The sequence below is a fragment of the Inquilinus sp. Marseille-Q2685 genome, assembly GCF_916619195.1.
Taxonomy (GTDB): Bacteria; Pseudomonadota; Alphaproteobacteria; order DSM-16000; family Inquilinaceae; genus Inquilinus.
Genome location: NZ_CAKAKL010000001.1, coordinates 1821045 through 1841142 on the forward strand (window position 1 = coordinate 1821045; position 20098 = coordinate 1841142).

Here is a 20098-nt window from a genome sequence, read left to right on the forward strand (position 1 = left end):
CTCGCCTTGCATTGCAAATGGGGGAGACGATCGAGTGAGAATTCTGTCCATCGCGGCGCTCGCCGCTTCCGGCATCGCGGCCTCGGCGACGGCCTGGGCCCATGGCACGCTGGAGATGCCGATCAGCCGGGTCTATGCCTGCTACCAGGAAGGGCCGGAGAGTCCGAAATCCGAGGCCTGCAAGGCCGCGAAGACGATGGCCGGCCCGCAGGCCTTCTACGACTGGAACGGGGTGCGTCAGGGTGACGCCGGCGGCAATCACCAGGCGGTGGTGCCGGACGGCCAGCTCTGCTCCGGCGGCGGGGCGGAGTTCCGCGGCCTCGATCTGGCCCGTCCCGACTGGACCGCGTCGTCGATCGTGCCGACGGCGGCGGGCGACTACACCTTCGTCTGGAAGGCGACGGCCGCGCACGCGACCAGCTATTTCAAGTACTTCATCACCAAGTCCGGCTGGAACCCGAACGCGCCGCTGAAGTGGAGCGACCTGGAAGAGTTCGCCACCGTGCCGGGCTCCGCCGCGCAGAAGGTCGGCGACCAGTACCGGATGACGGTGAAGCTGCCCCAGGGCAGGAAGGGCGGCCACGTCATCTACGGCATCTGGCAGCGCGCCGACAGCCGCGAGGCGTTCTACGCCTGCTCCGACGTCAGGTTCCCGGGCGACGGCACGCCGGTGCCGACCACGGGCTGGGAGGACCAGGGGCCGCTGATCGCCAACAGCGACCTGGCGGCCGGCAGCACGGTGACGCTGCGCGTCTTCGATCCGAACGGGCGCGACGCCGGCAAGCATTCGGTGACGCTGACCGCCGCGACCGGCAAGGCGGCGATGTGGCCGTACACCCTGGCGCAGAAGGTCAATGCGGAATCGCAGATCTTCCGGATCGGCCTGCTGCAGTCGGGATCGGGGAGCGCCAGCATCGCGCCGGCCCAGTCCGCCACCGCCAACCGCGTCTATCTGAGCAAGTCCTACGTCGGCTACACCTACGAGGTCGACAAGCAGGCGCCGTCCGGGGGCGGCGGCACCGGCAGCTGGGTCGAAGGCGGGACCTACGCGGTCGGCCAGATCGTGACCTATCAGGGCCGGAGCTACCGGTGCCTGCAGGCGCACACCGCCTGGGTCGGCGCCGGCTGGACCCCGGCCACCAGCCCGACGCTCTGGCAGGCCGTCTGATGCCGGCGAGCTCGTGATCAGACTCTTCCCTCTCCCAGGAAAGAACCGTCATTGCGAGGAGGCGGAGCCGACGAAGCAATCCAGGGGCCGGTGCGAGCTGCCCTGGATTGTTTCGCTGCGCTCGCAATGACGACCCTTTCACGGGCTCGCTGGTATAAGGGATCCTGCCCGAGGAGGAGAGAGGCGTCGGCGCCTCTCTCCTTCTTGTTCCGTCCCGCGGTCCGAGCCTGGCTGTGCGATATCCCCGCCCGCCTGGACACGGAGGACCGGGTTCGACCCAGTGCCGACGTTCGGAACGTCCGCTGGCGGCAACCTGACCCGCACCTCACGGCCGAGCGTGGCCGAAAGAGGAACGGCTGGTTGGAGTCAGTCAACTCGCGAAGCGGTCGATCGAAGCGGCTTGTTCCGAACGGGATCATCCAGTGGGTCCGTTGCGATGCGCCGGGTTCCCGAGCCGGGCAATCTCACGTCGGAAACCGGTACAGTCGAACAAGCCGCCGGTAGAGCCGTCGGGCAGACATTATGCGTCAGCCTGTCCACCCACGCACAGTCAGGATAGCATCGGCAAAGTCATGGGGCGCCTCCCACGGCAGATTGTGGCCGCAGTCGACGGCGCGATGCTCATGGCGAGCGGAGAACATCGACGCATGGTGCGCCGTGCCGCCGGGTTTCAGGGGATCCCGCAGACCGTCCAACGTCAGCGTGGGAACGCCGATTGTGGGCTTCTTGGCTAGACGTGCCTCGAACGAGGCCAGAGCCGGGTCGCCGGCCGCCGTCCCGAAACAGAAGCGGTACGCGTGGATTACCACGTCGACGAAATCCGGGTTGTCGAAGGAAGTGGCTGTTCTCTCGAACGTGGATTCCTCGAACGTCCAGCCCGGCGACCATCGCTCCCAAAGCGCGCGGCACAACTCGCGGCGGTGAAGTGTCAGGCACTCGCGTCCACGCTCGAGCTGGAAGAGGTTCTGATACCAGATCTCCCGTTCCATCGCCGGGGCAAAGGCGTGCCCAAGCCGTTCGACGTCGACGATGTCGTAGCCGGCATAGGAGACGAGACCGGTCACGCGCTCCGGCCAGAGGGCGGAGGCGACGCAGGACGCAACGCCGCCCCAATCGTAGCCGGCCAGGATGGCGCGCTCGATGCCCAGGGCATCGAGCAGGTCGATAAGGTCGTGGCCGAGTGCGGCCTGTTGCCCGCTGCGCATGGTCTTCGAGGACAAGAACCGTGTGGGCCCGAAGCCGCGCAGGTAAGGCACGATCACGCGAGCTCCCGCCCGTGCCAAGGGCGAAACGACCTCGTCGAAGGCATGAATGTCGTAGGGGAAGCCGTGTGTCAGGACCACCGGCCACCCCGCTTCCGCGCCTTCATGGAGGAAGCCGATCTCCAAAGTCCCGGTGCGGGCTGTCCTCACGCTCGACACTCCTACACTCCGAGCCCGAGCTGTGCTCGGACTACAGCCTGGTCGATCACGGACCATACGTCTTCGATCTTTCCGTCGGCGAACCGATAAAAGACGTTCTCGGCAAAGGACACGCGCCTGCCGTTGACGGCCAGGCCGAACAATTCGCCTTTGGGCGTGCAATCAAAAAGCAGCCTGGCCCCGACGACGGGAGGATCGGAAACGAGAACGTCGATGTTGAAAACCAGATCTGGGATTGCCGCGACGTCGCCTTCGAGCATCTTCCTATAGCCACCTAGGCCGACCGTCTTGCCGTTGTATCGGGCCTCGTCGGCGACGTGGTCCCCCAGGCGCGCCCAATCCCGCCGGTTCAGGCAATCTACGTACGCCCGATATCTCTCCAGGAGTTCTAGCTTCGTCATTCGTTCATTCCCGAATTTCCGAATGCGGCGGCCTGCGGAACTGGAAAGCCGGCTTCAGGGCCGCTCCCCAGATACGGTGGCAATGAAGGCCCGAAGGTCGGCCAGCATGAGCTCCGGTTGCTCCAGGGCCGCGAAATGGCCGCCCGCGGGCATGTCGCTCCAGTGAACGACGTTGTAGGTCTTCTCGACGAGCGAACGCGGCGTCGGCAGAAATACGGGGTCGGGGAACGCGGCGATGCCGGCGGGTACTCGTATGCGCGAGCCCGAAGGAAACCGATCCGATCGCTCCAGGCGCTTGCCGTGATATATCCAAGTCGCCGTAACAACCGACGACGGGGCGAGGTAAAGCATGATGTTGGTGAGCAATTCTTCTTCAGAAAATTTGCTCCAAATGTCCGGGCTGCCGTCGGCACGCTTCGGCAGATCTGCCCATTGCCCAAATTTTTCAAGTATCCACCCGGCGACGCCAACGGGACTGTCGGCCATCGCTACTCCCAGCGTCTGTGGTCGAGTTTCCTGCTCGTGATTGTAGCCGGTCTCCCAATCGAGGATTTCGTTACGGCGAGAGATCAGATCCTTTTCCTCTGCAGTCGTCGGAGTGACGTCTTCGGCGACGACGTAGACCATGTTGATGTGAAATCCGAGTAATGCGTCGGGTTGCGTGTAGGCCATCCAGCTCGCGATGTGGGCGCCCCAGTCTCCACCCTGAACGATATAGCGGGACTGTCCGAACAACCTGACCATGAGCCCGTGCATGAGGTCTGCGGCGCGACGGGGACCGATGATGCCGGTGATCGGCTTGGAAAAGACGAAACCCGGGAGCGACGGAACGACAACATCGTGTCCGTCCGTCGCGAGGGGCTCCAGGAGCTGCTCGAATTCGAGGAACGATCCCGGCCAACCATGGAGAAGAAGAACGGGCGGCTTTGACCCGTTCCCCCGCACATGGAGGAAATGGATGCGCTCGCCTTCGATGTCGGTTGTGAAGTGGGGCAGCCGATTGAGGCGCCGTTCGGCTATGCGCCAATCGTAGGCGTCACGCCAGTAGGCCACGAGCCGCTTCAGGTCTTTGATACCTACGCCCGATTTCCAACCTCCCGCATCCGGGAGCTGGCTCCAATCGTACGCTTGGACCTTTGCTTTAATGGCGGCGAGGCGTTCGTCGCGAATTGCAATGGTGAAGGGCGAGATCATTATCTTCTCCTGATCCGCTTCGCATGTGCGGAAGAGTAGGGCTAGGTAACGCCTGCATCCTGCCCCCCGCCGCGAGCATTCATGACCGCTCACGGAAACGTCTCTTTCGGACGAAAAGATAGACGCCTATTGTGGACGCAGGGAGTACGCACAAACAGAACATGTAGTATCATGGATGATAGTGTTCCCCGTCGGGTGAGACGGCGGACGGCCGGCCGGACCGGTTGCGCGGTCGAAGCGACGCTGTCGGTCATCGGCGGACTTTGGAAGCCCGTCTTGGTCTTTCATCTGCTACAAGGCAAACTACGCTTCAATGCCCTGTGTCGCGCCACTCCCTCGGCCACGCCGCGAATGATCACCCTGCAGCTGCGCGAGCTCGAGGCGGACGGGATCGTCAAGAGGACCGTGTTCCCCGAAGTTCCTCCGAAGGTGGAATACGAGTTGACCGAACTCGGCCAATCGCTCGCGCCCGTGCTGCTGAGCATGCGCGATTGGGGAGAGAGGCTCAAAGAATCAGAGGCGGCAGGCTCGTCAAGGGGGCTCGGCACAGAACCAGCGCGAAACAGTTCTCGATGACCACACCTGAACACGAGCCGGGCGGCGGTTCGCTATGCGTGTGTCTCGAGCGCCGGAGCCAATGCCGCTTTCCGCCCCTTGCGGACGATCGGGCGCTTGCTGATGCACGTCCCGGAACAGGCGGATGCCGCGCACTGCCTGCCGGCCCCCTGCGGACGAGATACGCAAAGTTCAGTTGCGTTAACTCGCGGCTTTGTTCATGATATGTTCCATGAACATGGCGCCATCCGCCCCCGATCCGGCACTCTCCGAACCGGCCGATCCCCATCAGGAGCGGGCGGAGCGGCACGGCCGGATGCTGGCGCGGCTCGGCGAGCTCGCCCTCGGGCTGGCCGAGGCGGTGCAGGGCCAGGCCGTGGAGGCCGCGCGCCGGCCGCCGGAGGACGACGCCGCCGACCGCACCCGCGGGCTCGGCCTGGTGTTCGCCCGCCTGTCCTACGAGGTGCGCCAGACCGTGGCGCTGGAGGCCCGGCTGGCAGCGGACAGTCAGAAGGCGGCGGTCGAGCGGGACACCGCCGCGGCGCAGGACCGCTGGCGCCGGCGGCGCAACCTGGTCCGGCGCATCCTGAAGGAGGCGATCGAGGCCGAGGAGGCCGCCGAAGCCGAGGCCTGCGAGCTGGACGTCGACGAGCAGGATCGGCGCGACGACCTGCTGCACGAGCTGGACCGCCGGCTGCAGGACGACACCGCCGAGGACATCGGCGACCTGCCGGTCGGCGAGGTCGTCGCCCGGTTCTGCCGGGAGCTCGACATCGCGCCGGACTGGAGCCGGTGGCGGGCCGAGACCTGGGCGGTCGAGGAGAGCGGGCATCCCCAATCACCTTATCCCCGGCCGCCCTTCGCCCGGCCGCCCGACGCCAAGCCTGAGGAAGCGGACGCCCCGGCGGAACCCGGGCACCCCCGACCTTCGGCCGTCGGACCGCTGCCCGAAAAGCCCGACAGCAGTTGAGCTGCCGCAGCCGAGACCGGCTGCCCCGACCGGGAAGCCGTCATGGCGAGCCCCGCAGGGGCGTGGCCATCCAGCGGCACGGCCCCCCGGATCCCCGCGCCTGCCGAATCAAGTCCGAGGGGCGCACCCGCGATGACGAGGATGCCGGCCCAAGGCCGCCAGTCTCAGGCTCGGCCGGCGGGCTCCCGCCGCGACGCCTGCAGGTCCTGGATCAGGAGCTGCGCCGCGCGGGAGACGGTGACGCCCTTGCGGGTCACGATCTCGAACGGCGCGTCATACGACAGGAGAGCCGGCAACAGCTGGTACAGCCGGCCCTCCGCCTGCCATGGCGCCGCATAATGGGTCGGCAGGAACCCGATATAGCCTCCGGACAGGATCAGGATCGCCTGCGCCTCCATGCAGTCGACCGTGGCCGCTGCCGATGCCTCGGACAGGCCCAGCCGTCCCAGGTCGCTGAGGTTCCAGTAGCCGCGCGTGATCAGCCGCTCGCGCCGGATCTCGGCCAGGACGTCCGGGCTGTCCGGGGCGCCGAACAGCCGGTGACCGGCGCCGCAGTAGCACACCTGCTTCTCGCGGTAGAGCGGCGTGTAGACCAGTCCGGCGATGTGGCGCGGGAAGGCGCTGACCACAAGGTCCAGCTGCCCGTCCAGCAGCCGCTGCTCCAGCCGCGCCGGCGTGTCGATCGCCAGATGCAGGTGCACCCGGTGGTCGCGGCCGCCGAAGCGGCGCAGCCCGTCGATCACGGGTGATCCCGGATCGCCGGCCGTGGCGTCGACCAGCCCGATATGCAGGTCGCCCGCCAGCCGGGCGTCCAGGGCCAGGGCCTCGGTCCGGAAGCTCTCCACCGCATCGAGCAGGCGGCGCGCCGCGTCGTAGACCGCCCGCCCCTTCTCGGTCAGCCGGAAGCCGGAGCGGCCGCGCTCGCACAGCCGGGCGCCGAGCCGCCGCTCCAGCTGCGCCATCTGGGTCGAGACGGTGGAGGCGCCGAGGTTCAGCGCCGCCTGCGCCGCGGCGAAGCCTCCGGCATCGGCCACGGTGACGAAGATTCGCAGCAGCCGCAGCTCGACATCTGATACGTTCTTCATGGCGACGAGATTACATCGAGAAACTGCGAAGTGAACGTCGCGACGCCGCTATTTTTCAGCGCCGTGACATTTGCCATCCTTCCGGCAACGAAACGGTGACGAACAGCGAGGCCTCGCGTGACCTGGACCCTGGATTCCGAGACCGGCGTGCTGCGCGACGTGCTGCTGGCGACGCCGGAGCACTATGCCTGGCAGCCGACCAACAGCATCGCCCGGGCCACGCTGGAGGCCGGGTCGGCCTATGACCACCAGCGGGTGCAGGGCCAGTACCGGCAGATGGTCGATGCGCTGGAGAGCGCCGGCGTCACCTGCCACTACCTGAAGACCGAGCCGCACCTGCCCTATCAGGTCTACACCCGGGATTCGAGCCAGGTGACGCCCTGGGGCCCGGTGGTGACCCAGCTGTTCCGCCCGCAGCGGCGCGGCGAATACGCCTCGGTGATCGAGTTCTATCAGCAGCATGGCGGCATCTGGCGCTACTCCACCGACGGCACGCTGGAAGGCGGCGACATCCACATCATCCGCCCCGGGCTGGTGCTGATCGGCAGCTCCGGCGAGCGCACCAACGAGGCCGGCGCCCGGCAGTTCGCCCGCTGGTTCGAGGCCGAGGGCTGGGAAGCGCGGGTCGAGCCTTTCCCCGAGCATTTCCTGCATCTCGACGTGATCTTCTGCATGGCCGCGGACGGCTTGGCCGTGGCCTGCACGGACGTGCTGGACGACGGCCTGCTGGACTGGCTGCGCGGCCATCGCATCAAGCTGATCGACGTCACCTACAAGGAGGTGATGCGGATGGGCTGCAACCTGCTGGCCCTGGGCCGCGACCGGGTGCTGTCGCCGAAGCACAGCGCCCGGGTGAACGCCGCGCTGCGGGCCGAGGGGCTGGACGTGCTGGAGCCCGAGTTGGACCTGCTGGCGGCCGGCGGCGGCAGCATCCACTGCATGACCATGCCGCTGAAGCGCGATCCGGTATAATCAGGGCCGATGACGACGCTCAATCCCCTCCTCGCCGCCGTGGCGGCGCCGCCGATCGCCGAGGCCCAGCGCTGGGTCGAAGGCCGCAGCTTCCCGGCCGACCGGCCGCTGATCGACCTGGCCCAGGCCGTGCCGGGCTATGCCCCGCCGGAGGCGCTGACGGCGCATCTGGCGGAGCGGCTGCGCGACCCCGCCGTGCACCGCTACACCGCGATCCTCGGCCTGCCCGAGCTGCGCGCGGCGCTGGCGGCGCGCTTCGCCCGCTACTACGGCGGCGCCATCGGCCCGCAGAACCTGGCGATCACCGCCGGCTGCAACCAGGCCTTCTGCCTGGCCATGGCGGCGCTGGCCCGGCCGGGCGATCAGGTGGTGCTGCCCCTGCCCTATTACTTCAACCACCGGATGTGGCTGGACGCGACGGGGATCGAGGCGCTGCACCCGGCCTTCCGGCCCGACGCCGGCGGCGTGCCGGATGTGGACGAGGTCGCGCGGCTGATCACCGACCGCACCCGCGCCATCGTGCTGGTGACGCCGAACAACCCGACCGGCGCGATCTATCCCGCCGGGACGCTGCGCGCCTTCTACGACCTGGCGAAGCGCCGCGGCATCGCCCTGGTGCTGGACGAGACCTATATCGACTTCCTGCCGACCGACGCCCGGCCGCACGACCTGTTCGAGGATCCGGACTGGGGCTCGACGGTGGTGCACCTCTACAGCTTCTCCAAGGTCTTCGCGATCACCGGGCACCGCGTCGGGTCCATCACCGCCGGGCCGGCGCTGATGGCGCAGGTCGAGAAGGCGATGGACTGCGTCGCCATCTGCGCGCCGCGGATCGGCCAGGAGGCGGCGCTGTTCGGCCTGGAGCGGCTGGGCGGCTGGGTGCAGGGCAACACCGCGTCGATGCGCGAGCGCGCGACCGTGTTCCGCGCCGCCCTGTCGCAGCTGCAGGGCTGGCGCCTGGTCAGCCTGGGCGCCTTCTTCGCCTATCTCGAGCATCCGTTCCCGAGCCGCGATGCCGTCGCGGTGGCCCGCGGCCTGGCGCTGGAGCACAATCTGCTGACCCTGCCGGGCAGCATGTTCGGGCCGGGGCAGGACCGGTTCCTGCGCGTCGCCTTCGCCAATGTCGGCAGCGACGCGGCCCCTGTCGTCGCGGACCGGCTGACGGCCGCCCTGGCGTCGTCATAAGAAAACACGAGGAGGTTTCATGACCCGCGAGATCTATCGCTATTCCCCGAGCCGGCGGACGCTCCTGAAGCTGTCCGCCGCCGGCGCCGCCCTGGCCACGGTCGGCCGCGCGCCCTTCGTGCATGCGCAGGAGCGCAGCATCAAGATCGGCACCTATGGCGGCTATTTCGAGGAGAGCTTCGGCAAGCACGTCTTCCCGGAGTTCACCAAGGCCAGCGGCATCAAGGTCGAGGGCGTCGGCGAGCCGACCGGCGAGGCCTGGCTGGTGCAGCTGCAGACCGCGGCCAATGCCGGCGAGGCCCCGGCCGACGTGTCGATGATGGCCCAGGTGGCCATGCTGCGCGGCATCAAGTCCGGTCTGTGGCAGGCGCTGGACCCGGCGAAGATCCCGGGCGCCGAGAAGGTGTTCCCGGAGTTCATCAACAAATACGACGACGGCCGCATCGCCGGCGTCGCGGCGGTGGCCTGGTTCATCACCCTCGTCACCAACACCGAGACCTATGCCGAGGCGCCGGCCAGCTGGGCGGCGCTGTGGGACAAGGCGAACGAGGGCAAGGTCGGCCTGATGGCGCTGGCCAGCAACTCCTTCCTGCTGGAGATCACCGCCCACACCTTCTTCGGCGGCAACACCGACATCCTGTCGACCAATGAGGGCGTCGAGAAGGTGCTGGCCAAGCTGGCCGAGCTGAAGCCGAACGTGTCGCTGTGGTACCGCGACGAGGGCCAGTTCCAGAACGCCCTGCAGTCGGGCGAGATCCCGATGGGCGAGTACTATCACGACGTCACCGGCCTCGCGATCAAGGACGGCTTCCCGGTGCGCTCGACCTTCCCGAAGGAGGGCGGCGTGTCCGACCGCGGCTCCTGGGCCGTCAGCAAGGCGTCGAAGAAGCTGGAGGAGGCGCAGGTCTTCATCGACTTCATGTGCCAGCCGGCGCAGCAGGAGCTGCTGTCGCGCAAGGTCGGCACGGCGCCGATCGTGCCGCGTGAGATGCTGACCCTGTCGGCGGAGGAGTTCGCCGCCGTCTCCAGCGACATCAAGCCGATCATCCCGGACTACAAGCTGTACACCGAACGCGGCGACTGGGTCGCGGAGAAGTGGACGGCGATGATCACCGGCTGATAGAGAGCGCGCCCCGGCTGCGGAGCCCGCGGCCGGGGCCTTACCTCCGAGACAGGACCCGCGCCGCATGCACGAGCTCCGCCTCCAGGGCATCGCCAAGGATTACGGCCGGGTCACCGCCGTCACCGATGTCGACCTGGCCGTCCCGGCCGGCAAGCTGGTCTGCTTCCTCGGCCCCTCGGGCTGCGGCAAGACCACGCTGCTGCGCATCATCGCCGGCCTGGAATCCCCGACCAAGGGCCAGCTGCTGCTGGACGGCCGCGACGTCACCCCGGTGCCGACGCACCAGCGCAACTTCGGCATGGTGTTCCAGTCCCTGGCGCTGTTCGACCACCTGACGGTCGGCGAGAACATCGCCTATGCCCTGCGCATCCGCGGCGCCGACAAGGCGACGCAGCGCAGGCGGGCGGAGGAGCTGCTGGCCATGGTGCAGCTGCCCGGCGTGGCCGACCGCCACGTCTCGCAGCTGTCCGGCGGCCAGCGCCAGCGCGTCGCCATCGCCCGGGCGCTGGCGATCGACCCCAGCCTGTTCCTCCTGGACGAGCCGCTGTCGGCGCTGGACGCCAAGCTGCGCGAGGCGATGCAGATCGAGCTGCGGCAGCTGCAGCAGCGCCTGGGCGTCACCACCATCCTGGTCACCCACGACCAGCGCGAGGCCATGACCATGGCCGACCTGATCGTGGTGATGGGCAACGGGCGGATCCAGCAGGCCGGCGCGCCGCTGGAGATCTATCGCCGCCCGGCCAACGCCTTCGTCGCCGACTTCATCGGCACCGGCAACCTGCTGCCGGTCCGGGTCGACGGCGGGGCCCTGCGCCTCGGCGACGCGGTGCTGACCGCGAGCGAGGGGCTGGACGGGCTTCAGCCCGGCGCCGGCGCCACCCTGCTGGTCCGGCCGGAGGAGGTGCAGCTGCGCCCGGCCGGCGAGGCGGGCCCGAACCGGGTGGCGGGCACGGTCGACTTCGTGCGCGACGTCGGCAACTCGGTCGAAGTCTATGTCGATTGCGCCGGCACCCGCCTCGTCGCCGCCGCCGCGCGCAAGGATCTGCCCCCGATCGCGGCCGGCCAGACCGTGACGGTCGAGCTGCCGCCCGACTCCTGCGTGGTGCTGGCGGCATGACCGCGATGTCCCCGACCTCGGCGCCGCTGCCTTCCCACTCTCCCCCTCCCCTTGCGGGAGGGTGGGGGAGGGGTCTGCGCGCGTCCGCGCGCGAATGCTCCGGATCCCGCCGCCTGGAACCGGGGGCCAATATGGCAGCATGGGATCCGGCTGAGACAGCCCCTCCCTACCCCTCCCGCATAATTGGGAAGGCTGCGCCCTCGACACTTTCGGGAGGCCCGCATGACCGCGCCCGCCATGACCGCGGCATCGGCCGCCCCGGCGCCCGCCCCGTCCGCCCCCCGCGGCCTCCTCGCCCGGCTTCCGGCGCTGTGGCCGGCGGCGATGCTGGCCGTCTTCTTTCTGATCCCCTTCGTGATCATGGTGGCGTTCAGCTTCTATCACCGGGTCGAGGGCGGGCTGTACCAGCCGGCCTTCGAGCTGGAGAACTACGCCCGGTTCTGGACGCCGCTGTTCACCCGGGTGCTGGGCTTCTCGCTGATGATCTGCGGCCTCGCCGCCGTGATCTGCGTCACCGCCGCGGTGCCCTTCACCTGGTTCCTCAGCCGCACCCGGCGGCGGGCGCAGGTGGCTTGGCTGGTCTGCATCCTGTCGATCCTGTCGCTGTCCGAAGTGATCATGGGCTTCGCCTGGTCGATCCTGCTGTCGCGCTCGGCCGGCCTGTCCAACCTGCTGGTCACGCTCGGCATCCTGTCCTCGCCCGAGGCCTGGACGCCGAGCTTCGGCGCGCTGCTGATGGGCCTCTGCTTCATCGGCTTCCCCTATTCGGTGCTGATGCTGTACCCGGCGGTGAACCGCCTCGACCCCGAGATCACCGAGGCCGCCCGCACCCTCGGCGCCTCGCCGCTGCGCGGTTTCTTCACCGTGGTGATCCCGTCGCTGCGCCAGGCGATCCTGGCGACCGCCATCCTGGTCTTCGTCTTCACCCTCGGCTGCTATGTGCTGCCGCAGGTGCTGGGCAAGCCGGAGCACTGGACCCTGTCGGTGCTGATCACCGACCAGGCGATCTACCAGTCGAACATCCCCTTCGCCGCGGCGCTGGCGGTGTTCCTGGTGCTGGTCAGCCTGGCCCTGATCGGCCTGACCCTGCTGCTCGGCCAAGGGCGGAGGCGCTGACCATGGGCCGCGCCCTCTCCCGCCTCTATATGGGCCTGATCGGGGCCGTGCTGCTGGCGCCGATCATCGTCATCATCGGCGTGTCGCTGAACGAGAAGAAGCGCCTGCTGTTCCCGCCGCAGGGCCTGTCCTTCGCCTGGTACGGCGAGATGCTGCAGGACCCGGAATGGGTCGGGGCGCTGAGCAACAGCGTGGTCATCGCCGTGCTCGCCGCGGCCCTGTCGGTGTCGATCGCGCTGCCGATGGCCTGGTATCTCTGGCGCTGGAACCCGCGCTGGGGCCGCGCCCTCTACACCCTCGGCATCGCCCCCTTCATCCTGCCGCCGGTGGTCTCGGCCCTGGGCTTCCTGATCTTCTGGCAGATCGTCGGCCTGTACGGGCACATCGCCGCCACCATCGTCTCGCACGGCATCTTCTTCGTCACCCTGCCGCTGGTGAACATCGCCCTCGGCCTGGCCTCGATCGACAAGGCGGCGGTGGAGGCGGCGCGCACGCTGGGGGCCGACGAGCGCACGGTGTTCCGCACCATCGTGCTGCCCTCGGTCAGGCCCTACATCATCTCCGGCTACGCCTTCGCCTTCGTGCTGAGCCTGAACGAGTACATCGTCGCCTACATGGTGGCGGGGTCGACGGTGGAGACGCTGCCGATCAAGATCTTCAACGCCCTGCGCTACGGCTACACCCCGGTGATGGCGGCGGTGACGGCGCTGTTCGTGCTGGTGGCGGCGCTGGTGTTCTCGCTGGTCGCCTGGCGCGGCGACCTGCCGCGTCTTCTGGGAGCCACCCGGCCGCCGCGTTGACCTATCCTGCCGCTTCGTTTCCCGATTCGGCGGCCCGACAGATCCATGCTTCCAGCCTTCCTGCGGTGGCACCTGCCAGCCCTTTTCCTCCTGCTGGCCGCCACCCCGGCTCCCGCCGATCCGCTCAGCGACGGGTTCGAGGGCGGGCGCATTCCGCCGCAGGTGTGGTCGCCCTGCCGCCGGCCCGAGGGGCGCTTCTTCATCGACGACGCGCTGGCGCGCTCCGGCAAGTACTCCGCCGGCATGGCGCTGCTGCCGACGCCGGACCTGCCGCCTGAGATCGAGGCGGTGAACACCGAGCACCGGCGCAGCGGCTGCATCGATTCCGACAAGGACATGGACTTCATGGCCGGCAGCGACCAGCGGGCCGAGCTGTGGCTGCGCGAGACCGAGGAGAAGGGCGCCGACCTCTGGTACGGCTTCAGCTTCCGGATCGACGCGCCGCCGGCGCCCGAGGCCGATGGCCGGCGCCTCCTGGTCGGGCAATGGAAGCAGGCCGGGCAGTACAGCCCGTTCCTCGGCCAGCGCTTCCGCAACCGGAAGTTCTACCTGACCGTGGAGCAGGACGGGCCGGCCCGGCTGCAGCAGTGCCGGGTGCTGGTGGCCTGGGAGGACGGCTACGACTTCTCCGACTTCCCGCCGCATCTGAGCTTCCTGCATGACGGCTTCGACGAGACCGGCGCTAGGCTGCCGCCCGACTACACCGCCGATTGCGGCAGCAATCTCAGCATCGACCGCAAGGCGTCGCTGCCGTCGCCCTACGGCGCCTGGGTCGACATGGTGGTCCACATCAAGGTGAATGCGCAGCCGGACGACCTGATCGAGGTCTGGGCCAACGGCCGGCAGATCGTCACGGTCCGCGGCCGGCTTGGCTATCGCGACAGCGGCCGGCAGTACTTCAAGATCGGGCCGTATCGCGACCCCGGCGACACGCCGGTGGTGGCGCATCTCGACAATTTCGGCCTGGGCCGCAGCTTCGAGGAGGTCGACCCCCGGCGGTTCGATAAATAGGTCGCACCGCTTGGCTGCGCCCGGCCGGCCGCCTATCCTGCCCGCGGCCCCGACACCGCCGGGACGATCATGCTCGCAGCCCTGTCGCGACGGCTTCTGCTGCCGGCCGTCCTGATCCTCGCCACAGCCCCGACCGCCGCCGCGCCCGCCGGCGCCGACATCGCCGATGGATTCGAATCGGGCCGCATCGATCCGGACATCTGGGCCCCCTGCCCGCGAGCGGAGAACCGCTTCTTCATCGAGGAGTCCCTGGTGCGGTCCGGCCGCTACGCCGCCGGCATGGCCCTGCTGCCGGACGCCACGATGCCGCCGGCCATTCCCTCGGTCGAGGTGCAGCGCCGGCGCAGCGGCTGCCTCGACACCGCGCCGGGCGCGGTGTTCGAGCCGGAGGACGACCAGCGCGCCGAGCTGTGGCTGCAATCGACCGAGGCGCCGGGCGCCGAAAGCTGGTTCGGCTTCAGCTTCCGCATCGACGGGCCGGCCGCGACGGCCGACGGCAACCGTCTGGTGATCGGCCAGTGGAAGCAGAGCGGCAGCCGCAGCCCGTTCCTGGCCCAGCGCTTCAAGAACGGCGCCTTCCACCTGACCGTCGAACAGGCGGGGCCATCGCCGGGCCAGCAGTGCCGAGTGCTGGTGGCCTGGCAGGACGGCTACGACTTCTCGGACTTCCCCAACGGCATCCGCAGCTTCCTGCATGGCGGCGCCGACGAGCTGGGCGCGGAGCTGCCGGCCGACCGCAGCGCCGAATGCAGCCGCGGCCTCGCCATTGACCGCAAGGCGTCTCTGCCCTCGCCCTTCGGCGCCTGGGTCGACATGGTGGTGCATCTGCGCGTCACCGGCCGGCCGGACGATCTGGTGGAGGTCTGGGCGGACGGCCGGCCGATCGCCGCGGTGCACGGCCCCGTCGGCTTCCCCGGCGGCGGCAACCAGTACTTCAAGTTCGGCCCCTATCGCGACCCGTCGCCGGTGCCGCTGGCGGTGCGGTTCGACAACTTCACCCGCGGCGACGGCTTCGCCGCGGTCGATCCCCGGCGCTTCGACCAATAGGAGCGCCGGTCCGGGTGGCGGCTTCAGGCCGCCGCCCCATGTCTGTACCGTCATCCCTGGCCGCATCGCCGGTGCGGCCCAACCCAGGAGCCTGCCATGACCAAGCCTGAGAAGATCATCTACAAGGCCACCGCCACCTCGACCGGCGGCCGCGATGGGCGCGCGAAGTCGTCCGACGGCATCATCGACCTGCCGCTGGCCGTGCCGAAGGAGATGGGCGGCAAGGGCGGCGCCACCAATCCGGAGCAGTTGTTCGCCTCCGGCTATTCCGCCTGCTTCCTGGGCGCGATCCGGTTCGTCGCCGGCAAGGAGAAGGTGCAGATCTCGCCCGACGCCTCGGTCAAGGCCGAGGTCGGCATCGGCGAGATCCCGGGCGGCTTCGGCATCGATGTCGACCTGACCATTTCGCTGCCCGGCCTGGACAAAGCCCAGGCGCAGGCGCTGGTGGAGAAGGCGCACCACGTCTGCCCGTACTCCAACGCCACCCGCAACAATGTCGACGTCCGGCTGCACATCGCCTGACGTCCAGGGGCCTGATGTGCATCGGCGGCGGCCGGGCTCCGTCCCGGCCGCCGCCGATGCCTCTACCCGAATGCCGCCAGCAGATGGGCGGCGACCTGCAGATCCGCCGTCTCCGCCCCCTCGGTGAAGCGGTCCAACACCGGCCGCAGCAGCGCCCCCGCCTCATCGGACCGGCCCTGGCCGGCCAGCAGCGAGGCAAGGTCGAGGGCGGCCCGCAGCTCCCACCCCAGCGCGGCCTGGCGGCGGCTCCAGTCCAGCGACTGGCGGAAGCAGGCCTCGGCGCCGCCCGCTCCCGGGACCGCCGCCAGCAGCCGGCCCTTCACCCGCAGCAGCTCGGGCCCATAGACGAGGTCGCCTCCGGCCTCGCCCCGCCGGATCGTCACGTTGGCCAGCGCCAGGCCCTCGGCCGCCCGGCCGGTCGCCGCGAGCCCCTCGGCCAGCGCGATCTCGAGCGCCGTGGTCAGCACCTCGTAGCGCGCCCCGCGCAGGGAGGCGAGGGCGTCGCGCAGGGCCTCGACCCCGGCCTCGGCATCGCCGCGGCGAAGGGCCAGCGCCCCGGCCAGGGCCTGCCCGACGGCGACGAAGGGCCCCAGCGAATGGGACCCCGCCCGGGCCGCGAACCAGGCCACATGCTGCTCCGCGCTGCGCAGGTCGCCGGTCCAGAGATGCACGGTGATCGCCCAGAGCGTGGCGACGGACAGCGTCACCGGATGGTCCACCCGCTCCGCGTCCCGGACGGCCCGGCGGGCATGCTCCGCCGCCTGCGCCGGGTAGCCCAGCAGCCACAGGGTCCTCGCCAGGATCACGCCGGCCAGGTTCTGCCCCTCGAAGCCGAGCGAGATCATGCCGGCCGAGGGCGGGCCCGGCGGGTGCTGCAGCGCCGCCTCGAGCGCCGTCCGGGCCCCGCCGAGATCGCCGGCCAGGTGCAGCGAGATGCCGAGCAGGAACTGCGCCAGCGCCGCGGCGGCCGGATCCTCGACCGCGCCGGCCAGGGCGGGCCCCCGCCTCGCCAGCTCCAGCGCCGTGCCGAACGCCCCGCTGCGCAGATGGAACATGTGCAGCGGCCCCAGCACCATCAACTGGCCGGCAGCGTCCCCGCGGGTCTCGGCGATCGCCAAGGCCCGCTGCAGCGCCGCGTGCGCCGCGCCGCTGCCGCCCTGCATGACCATCAGCGCCATCCCCAGCGCTGCCTGCAGATGCATCTCCTCGCCGCCGCCGCGGGTGGTGGCGTCGAGGGCGAGGATCGCCCGCTCCGACCAGCGCCGGCATTCGGTCAGCAGCGACATCGCCAGGAAGACCGGCGCCGCGGCGGCCGCCAGGGCGATGCCGAGACCGGCATCGCCGCCCGGGCCGAAGCACCACTCCAGGGCCGCGCGCACATTGTTCATCGCGGACAGGTGCGGCCCCCGCTCCGCCACGTTCGACAGGGTCGGCCATTCGGTCCGGAGCTGGCCCAGCCAGCGCCGGTAATAGCCGGCATGACGCGCGGCCAGATCGGCGCGCTCGGCGGCATCGGCGATCTGCAGGGCATAGGCGCGGGTGGTGTCCAGCAGGCGATAGCGCATCATCGCGCCGACCGGGCGGGTCGCGACCATGGATTTGGCGACCAGGCTGTCGATGGCGGCGAACAGCATGGCGTCGTCCCCGGCCCCGCCGGTCGCCACGCCCAGCGCCGCCTCGATCGTGAACGGCCCGACGAACACGGCCAGCCGGCGCAGCACCAGGCGCTCCGCCTCCGACAGCAGGCCGTAGCTCCAGTCCAGCGTCGCCTGCAGGGTGCGCTGCCGCGGCGGCGCGTTGCGCTGTCCGGGCCAGGACAGGGGCAGGCGCTGGTCCAGCAGCGCCGCGGTCTGCCGCAGGCCGTAGGCCTGGACCCGCCCGGCCGCCAGCTCGATCGCCAGCGCCACGCCGTCGAGCTTGCGGCAGATCTCGGCCACCAGCGCGGCATCCGCGTCGCCGAGCTCGAGCGGGGCGCCGGCCGCGGCGGCACGTTCCAGGAACAGCCGGGCGGCGGGGAATTCTCTCGCCGCCGCCGCGGTGAGGCCGGGGTCGTCCGGCGGGCTGGCCAGCGGCGCCAGGGGGTGGACCTGCTCGCCCTCGATCCGCAGCGCCTCCCGGCTGGTGGCCAGGATGTGGACCCCGGGCGCGGCCCGGAAGAGATCGGCGGCGAGTCCGGCCGCGCCGTCGATCACATGCTCGCAGCTGTCGAGCACCAGCAGGAAGCGCCGGTCGCGCAGATGGGCGATCAGACCGGGGACCGGATCCTCCGACCGGATCGGCAGGCCCAGCATCGAGGCCACCGCGACCGGCACCAGCCGCGGGTCGGTCAGCAGCCCGAGATCGACGAACAGGGCGGCCCCGGCGAAGGAGTCCAGCAGCTCATGCGCCACCGCGGCCGCCACCGTGGTCTTGCCGACCCCGCCGGGACCGGTGATGGTGACGAAGCGAGCGGCGACGAGCTGGGCCGACAGCGCCCGCACGCTCTCCTCCCGCCCCACCATCCGCGCCAGCCGCGCCGGCAGGAAGGTGGCGCCTGTGATGGGGGCCGCGGCCGCTCCGTCCGGTGCCTGGGCCGGCGGTGCCGACCGCAGCACCGGCGCGACGAAGCAGTATCCGCGGCCCGGCAGGGTGGCGATGTAGCGCGCGCCGTCCTGGCCGTCGCCGAGGGCCTTGCGCAGCCCGACGATGTGGAAGCGCAGGCTGCCCTCCTCGACGATCACGTCGGGCCACACCTCGGCCATCAGCTCGCGCTTGCCGACCGGCTCGTTCGGGCGGGAGACCAGGGCGATCAGGATGTCCAGCGCCCGCGCGCCGAGTTCGACCGGCACGCCGCCCCGGGTCAGCAGCCGCTCGCCCGCGGCCAGGCGGAAGGGACCGAAGGAGAAGACGTCCTGCGCCGGCCCCGCCATCATTCGCCAATCTCCGCCACGCTTCGAATCGGCGGCATCCTAGGGGAAGGGCCGGCGGGGCACCACGGCCGGCGGCTGCAGAATCCAGCAATCGGCGGCAAACCCGGCGCTCGCGTGAAAGCACGGGCGCGGCCACGACGCTAGGGTCGCCCACGGACCGGCCCATCGGGGCCGTCCGTCCCGCAGCAGAGGAACGATCATGCCCGACGCAATGCCGCCCGCCACCCGGCGCGGCTTCCTGGCGACCTCCGCGGCCGCAATGGCCGCCGCCGGCGCGCTGAGCTTCCTGCCCGCGCGGCTGGCCGCGGCCGCCCAGGGCGATGCGGTCCGCCCGTTCCGCGTCGAGATTCCGGAGGACGCGCTCGTCGATCTGCGCCGGCGCCTCGCGGCGACGCGCTGGCCCGGCAGGGAGACCGTCGCCGACGCGTCCCAGGGCGTGCAGCTGGAGCGGCTGCAGGCGCTGGTGCGCTACTGGGCCACCGGCTACGACTGGCGCAAGGTCGAGGCGAAGCTGAACGCCCTGCCGATGTTCGTGACCGAGATCGACGGGCTCGACATCCAGTTCATCCATGTCCGCTCGAAGCACGACGACGCCCTGCCGCTGATCATGACGCATGGCTGGCCGGGGTCGATCCTGGAGCTGGTGAAGGCGATCGGCCCGCTGACCGACCCCACGGCGCATGGCGGCAGCGCGCAGGACGCGTTCCACCTGGTCGTGCCGTCGCTGCCGGGCTTCGGCTTCTCCGGCAAGCCGACGAAGACCGGCTGGGGCTCCGACCACATCGCCCGCGCCTGGGGTCAGCTGATGGCGCGGCTGGGCTACAAGCGGTTCGTGTCGCAGGGCGGCGACTGCGGATCGGTGATCTCGCACCGGATGGCGATGGAGAAGGTGCCCGGGCTGATCGGCATCCATGTCAACATGCCCGCCACCGTGCCGGCCGAGCTGCAACCGCTGCTGGCGCAGGGCCTGCCCGCCCCGGCCGGGCTGCCGGCCCCGGAGAAGGCGGCCTATGACCAGCTGAACGACTTCTACCGGAACAACACCGGCTACTCGGCCATGATGGTGACCCGGCCGCAGACGGTGGGCTATGCCCTGGCGGATTCGCCGGTCGGCCAAGCCGCCTGGATGTACGACAAGATCGCGCAATGGACCTACAGCGGCGGCGATCCGGAGAAATCCCTGACCCGGGACGAGATCCTGGACGACATCTCGCTGTACTGGCTCACCGACAGCGCCACCTCCGCGGCGCAGATCTACTGGGAGGACCACTCCAACAACTTCAACGCGGTCGACATCTCCCTGCCCGCGGGCGTGACGATCTTCCCGGGCGAGATCTATCGCGCGCCGCGCAGCTGGGTCGAACGCGCCTACCACACGCTCATCCACTTCAACGAGGTCGACAGGGGCGGCCATTTCGCCGCCTGGGAAGAGCCCGAGCTGTTCGCCACCGAGGTCCGCGCCGCCTTCCGCTCGCTGCGCTGACGGCGCGACAGCCGCTAAC

The 20098-nt window shown here is 69.9% G+C and carries 18 protein-coding genes; 13 read left to right on the forward strand and 5 right to left on the reverse strand.

The window, feature by feature from the left end; translation table 11 throughout:
- Positions 1–34 precede the first annotated feature (34 nt).
- Positions 35–1168, forward strand: coding sequence for a lytic polysaccharide monooxygenase (locus tag LG391_RS08675; RefSeq protein WP_225767576.1), 1134 nt, complete (start codon positions 35–37; stop codon positions 1166–1168).
- A gap of 527 nt (positions 1169–1695) precedes the next feature.
- Here the strand turns inward: LG391_RS08675 and LG391_RS08680 are convergent.
- The 3 genes from LG391_RS08680 to LG391_RS08690 are packed head-to-tail and all read right to left on the reverse strand — an operon-like array spanning position 1696 to position 4184.
- Positions 1696–2580, reverse strand: coding sequence for an alpha/beta fold hydrolase (locus LG391_RS08680; RefSeq protein ID WP_225767577.1), 885 nt, complete (start codon positions 2578–2580; stop codon positions 1696–1698).
- 11 nt (positions 2581–2591) lie between these two features.
- On the reverse strand, positions 2592–2990 hold the full coding sequence (locus LG391_RS08685; protein ID WP_225767578.1) for an ester cyclase: 399 nt from the start codon (positions 2988–2990) through the stop codon (positions 2592–2594).
- Between the two features lie 54 nt (positions 2991–3044).
- The gene (locus tag LG391_RS08690; RefSeq protein ID WP_225767579.1) at positions 3045–4184 is read right to left on the reverse strand and encodes an epoxide hydrolase family protein; all 1140 of its coding nucleotides are present in this window, start codon (positions 4182–4184) and stop codon (positions 3045–3047) included.
- 171 nt (positions 4185–4355) lie between these two features.
- On the opposite strand from LG391_RS08690, the gene LG391_RS08695 reads away from it, so the two are divergent.
- On the forward strand, positions 4356–4760 hold the full coding sequence (locus tag LG391_RS08695) for a helix-turn-helix domain-containing protein (protein WP_225767580.1): 405 nt from the start codon (positions 4356–4358) through the stop codon (positions 4758–4760).
- A 211-nt stretch (positions 4761–4971) separates the two neighbouring features.
- Entirely contained in the window at positions 4972–5709 is a 738-nt protein-coding gene (locus tag LG391_RS08700) for a hypothetical protein (protein WP_225767581.1), read from the forward strand.
- Positions 5710–5873: 164 nt separating this feature from the next.
- On the opposite strand, the gene LG391_RS08705 is transcribed toward LG391_RS08700, so the two are convergent.
- On the reverse strand, positions 5874–6794 hold the full coding sequence (locus LG391_RS08705; protein WP_225767582.1) for a LysR family transcriptional regulator: 921 nt from the start codon (positions 6792–6794) through the stop codon (positions 5874–5876).
- 117 nt (positions 6795–6911) lie between these two features.
- Between LG391_RS08705 and LG391_RS08710 the strand changes: the two genes are divergently transcribed.
- The 9 genes from LG391_RS08710 to LG391_RS08750 all read left to right on the forward strand — a co-directional run bounded on the left by LG391_RS08710 (position 6912) and on the right by LG391_RS08750 (position 15687).
- The gene (locus LG391_RS08710) at positions 6912–7766 is read left to right on the forward strand and encodes a dimethylarginine dimethylaminohydrolase family protein (RefSeq protein WP_225767583.1); all 855 of its coding nucleotides are present in this window, start codon (positions 6912–6914) and stop codon (positions 7764–7766) included.
- 9 nt (positions 7767–7775) lie between these two features.
- Complete coding sequence (locus LG391_RS08715) at positions 7776–8951, forward strand: aminotransferase (protein ID WP_225767584.1); 1176 nt, start codon at positions 7776–7778, stop codon at positions 8949–8951.
- 19 nt (positions 8952–8970) lie between these two features.
- A complete protein-coding gene (locus LG391_RS08720) occupies positions 8971–10071 on the forward strand; it encodes a PotD/PotF family extracellular solute-binding protein (protein WP_225767585.1) in 1101 nt (366 codons plus the stop codon).
- Positions 10072–10138: 67 nt separating this feature from the next.
- Positions 10139–11191, forward strand: coding sequence for an ABC transporter ATP-binding protein (locus LG391_RS08725; protein WP_225767586.1), 1053 nt, complete (start codon positions 10139–10141; stop codon positions 11189–11191).
- 222 nt (positions 11192–11413) lie between these two features.
- A complete protein-coding gene (locus LG391_RS08730; RefSeq protein ID WP_225767587.1) occupies positions 11414–12307 on the forward strand; it encodes an ABC transporter permease in 894 nt (297 codons plus the stop codon).
- A gap of 2 nt (positions 12308–12309) precedes the next feature.
- Positions 12310–13107, forward strand: coding sequence for an ABC transporter permease (locus LG391_RS08735; protein WP_225767588.1), 798 nt, complete (start codon positions 12310–12312; stop codon positions 13105–13107).
- A gap of 45 nt (positions 13108–13152) precedes the next feature.
- Positions 13153–14118 (forward strand): heparin lyase I family protein, encoded by a 966-nt coding sequence (locus LG391_RS08740; RefSeq protein WP_225767589.1) that lies wholly within the window; start codon positions 13153–13155, stop codon positions 14116–14118.
- A gap of 69 nt (positions 14119–14187) precedes the next feature.
- The gene (locus tag LG391_RS08745; RefSeq protein ID WP_225767590.1) at positions 14188–15165 is read left to right on the forward strand and encodes a heparin lyase I family protein; all 978 of its coding nucleotides are present in this window, start codon (positions 14188–14190) and stop codon (positions 15163–15165) included.
- Between the two features lie 96 nt (positions 15166–15261).
- Positions 15262–15687 (forward strand): organic hydroperoxide resistance protein, encoded by a 426-nt coding sequence (locus LG391_RS08750; protein ID WP_225767591.1) that lies wholly within the window; start codon positions 15262–15264, stop codon positions 15685–15687.
- A 62-nt stretch (positions 15688–15749) separates the two neighbouring features.
- Here the strand turns inward: LG391_RS08750 and LG391_RS08755 are convergent, their stop codons facing one another.
- Positions 15750–18599 carry a winged helix-turn-helix domain-containing protein gene (locus tag LG391_RS08755; protein ID WP_225767592.1) on the reverse strand — a complete coding sequence of 950 codons (2850 nt, stop codon included), beginning with the start codon at positions 18597–18599 and terminating at the stop codon, positions 15750–15752.
- A 196-nt stretch (positions 18600–18795) separates the two neighbouring features.
- Between LG391_RS08755 and LG391_RS08760 the strand changes: the two genes are divergently transcribed.
- Positions 18796–20079 (forward strand): epoxide hydrolase family protein, encoded by a 1284-nt coding sequence (locus tag LG391_RS08760; RefSeq protein WP_225767593.1) that lies wholly within the window; start codon positions 18796–18798, stop codon positions 20077–20079.
- Positions 20080–20098 lie beyond the last annotated feature (19 nt).

Coding starts and splice junctions, on each gene's coding strand:
- LG391_RS08730 (WP_225767587.1), top strand. CDS start 11,414: ATGACCGCGCCCGCCATGACCGCGGCATCGGCCGCCCCGGCGCCCGCC.
- LG391_RS08690 (WP_225767579.1), bottom strand. CDS start 4,184: ATGATCTCGCCCTTCACCATTGCAATTCGCGACGAACGCCTCGCCGCC.
- LG391_RS08705 (WP_225767582.1), bottom strand. CDS start 6,794: ATGAAGAACGTATCAGATGTCGAGCTGCGGCTGCTGCGAATCTTCGTC.
- LG391_RS08720 (WP_225767585.1), top strand. CDS start 8,971: ATGACCCGCGAGATCTATCGCTATTCCCCGAGCCGGCGGACGCTCCTG.
- LG391_RS08740 (WP_225767589.1), top strand. CDS start 13,153: ATGCTTCCAGCCTTCCTGCGGTGGCACCTGCCAGCCCTTTTCCTCCTG.
- LG391_RS08725 (WP_225767586.1), top strand. CDS start 10,139: ATGCACGAGCTCCGCCTCCAGGGCATCGCCAAGGATTACGGCCGGGTC.
- LG391_RS08700 (WP_225767581.1), top strand. CDS start 4,972: ATGAACATGGCGCCATCCGCCCCCGATCCGGCACTCTCCGAACCGGCC.
- LG391_RS08750 (WP_225767591.1), top strand. CDS start 15,262: ATGACCAAGCCTGAGAAGATCATCTACAAGGCCACCGCCACCTCGACC.
- LG391_RS08755 (WP_225767592.1), bottom strand. CDS start 18,599: ATGATGGCGGGGCCGGCGCAGGACGTCTTCTCCTTCGGTCCCTTCCGC.
- LG391_RS08695 (WP_225767580.1), top strand. CDS start 4,356: ATGGATGATAGTGTTCCCCGTCGGGTGAGACGGCGGACGGCCGGCCGG.
- LG391_RS08745 (WP_225767590.1), top strand. CDS start 14,188: ATGCTCGCAGCCCTGTCGCGACGGCTTCTGCTGCCGGCCGTCCTGATC.
- LG391_RS08735 (WP_225767588.1), top strand. CDS start 12,310: ATGGGCCGCGCCCTCTCCCGCCTCTATATGGGCCTGATCGGGGCCGTG.
- LG391_RS08715 (WP_225767584.1), top strand. CDS start 7,776: ATGACGACGCTCAATCCCCTCCTCGCCGCCGTGGCGGCGCCGCCGATC.
- LG391_RS08760 (WP_225767593.1), top strand. CDS start 18,796: ATGCCCGACGCAATGCCGCCCGCCACCCGGCGCGGCTTCCTGGCGACC.
- LG391_RS08685 (WP_225767578.1), bottom strand. CDS start 2,990: ATGACGAAGCTAGAACTCCTGGAGAGATATCGGGCGTACGTAGATTGC.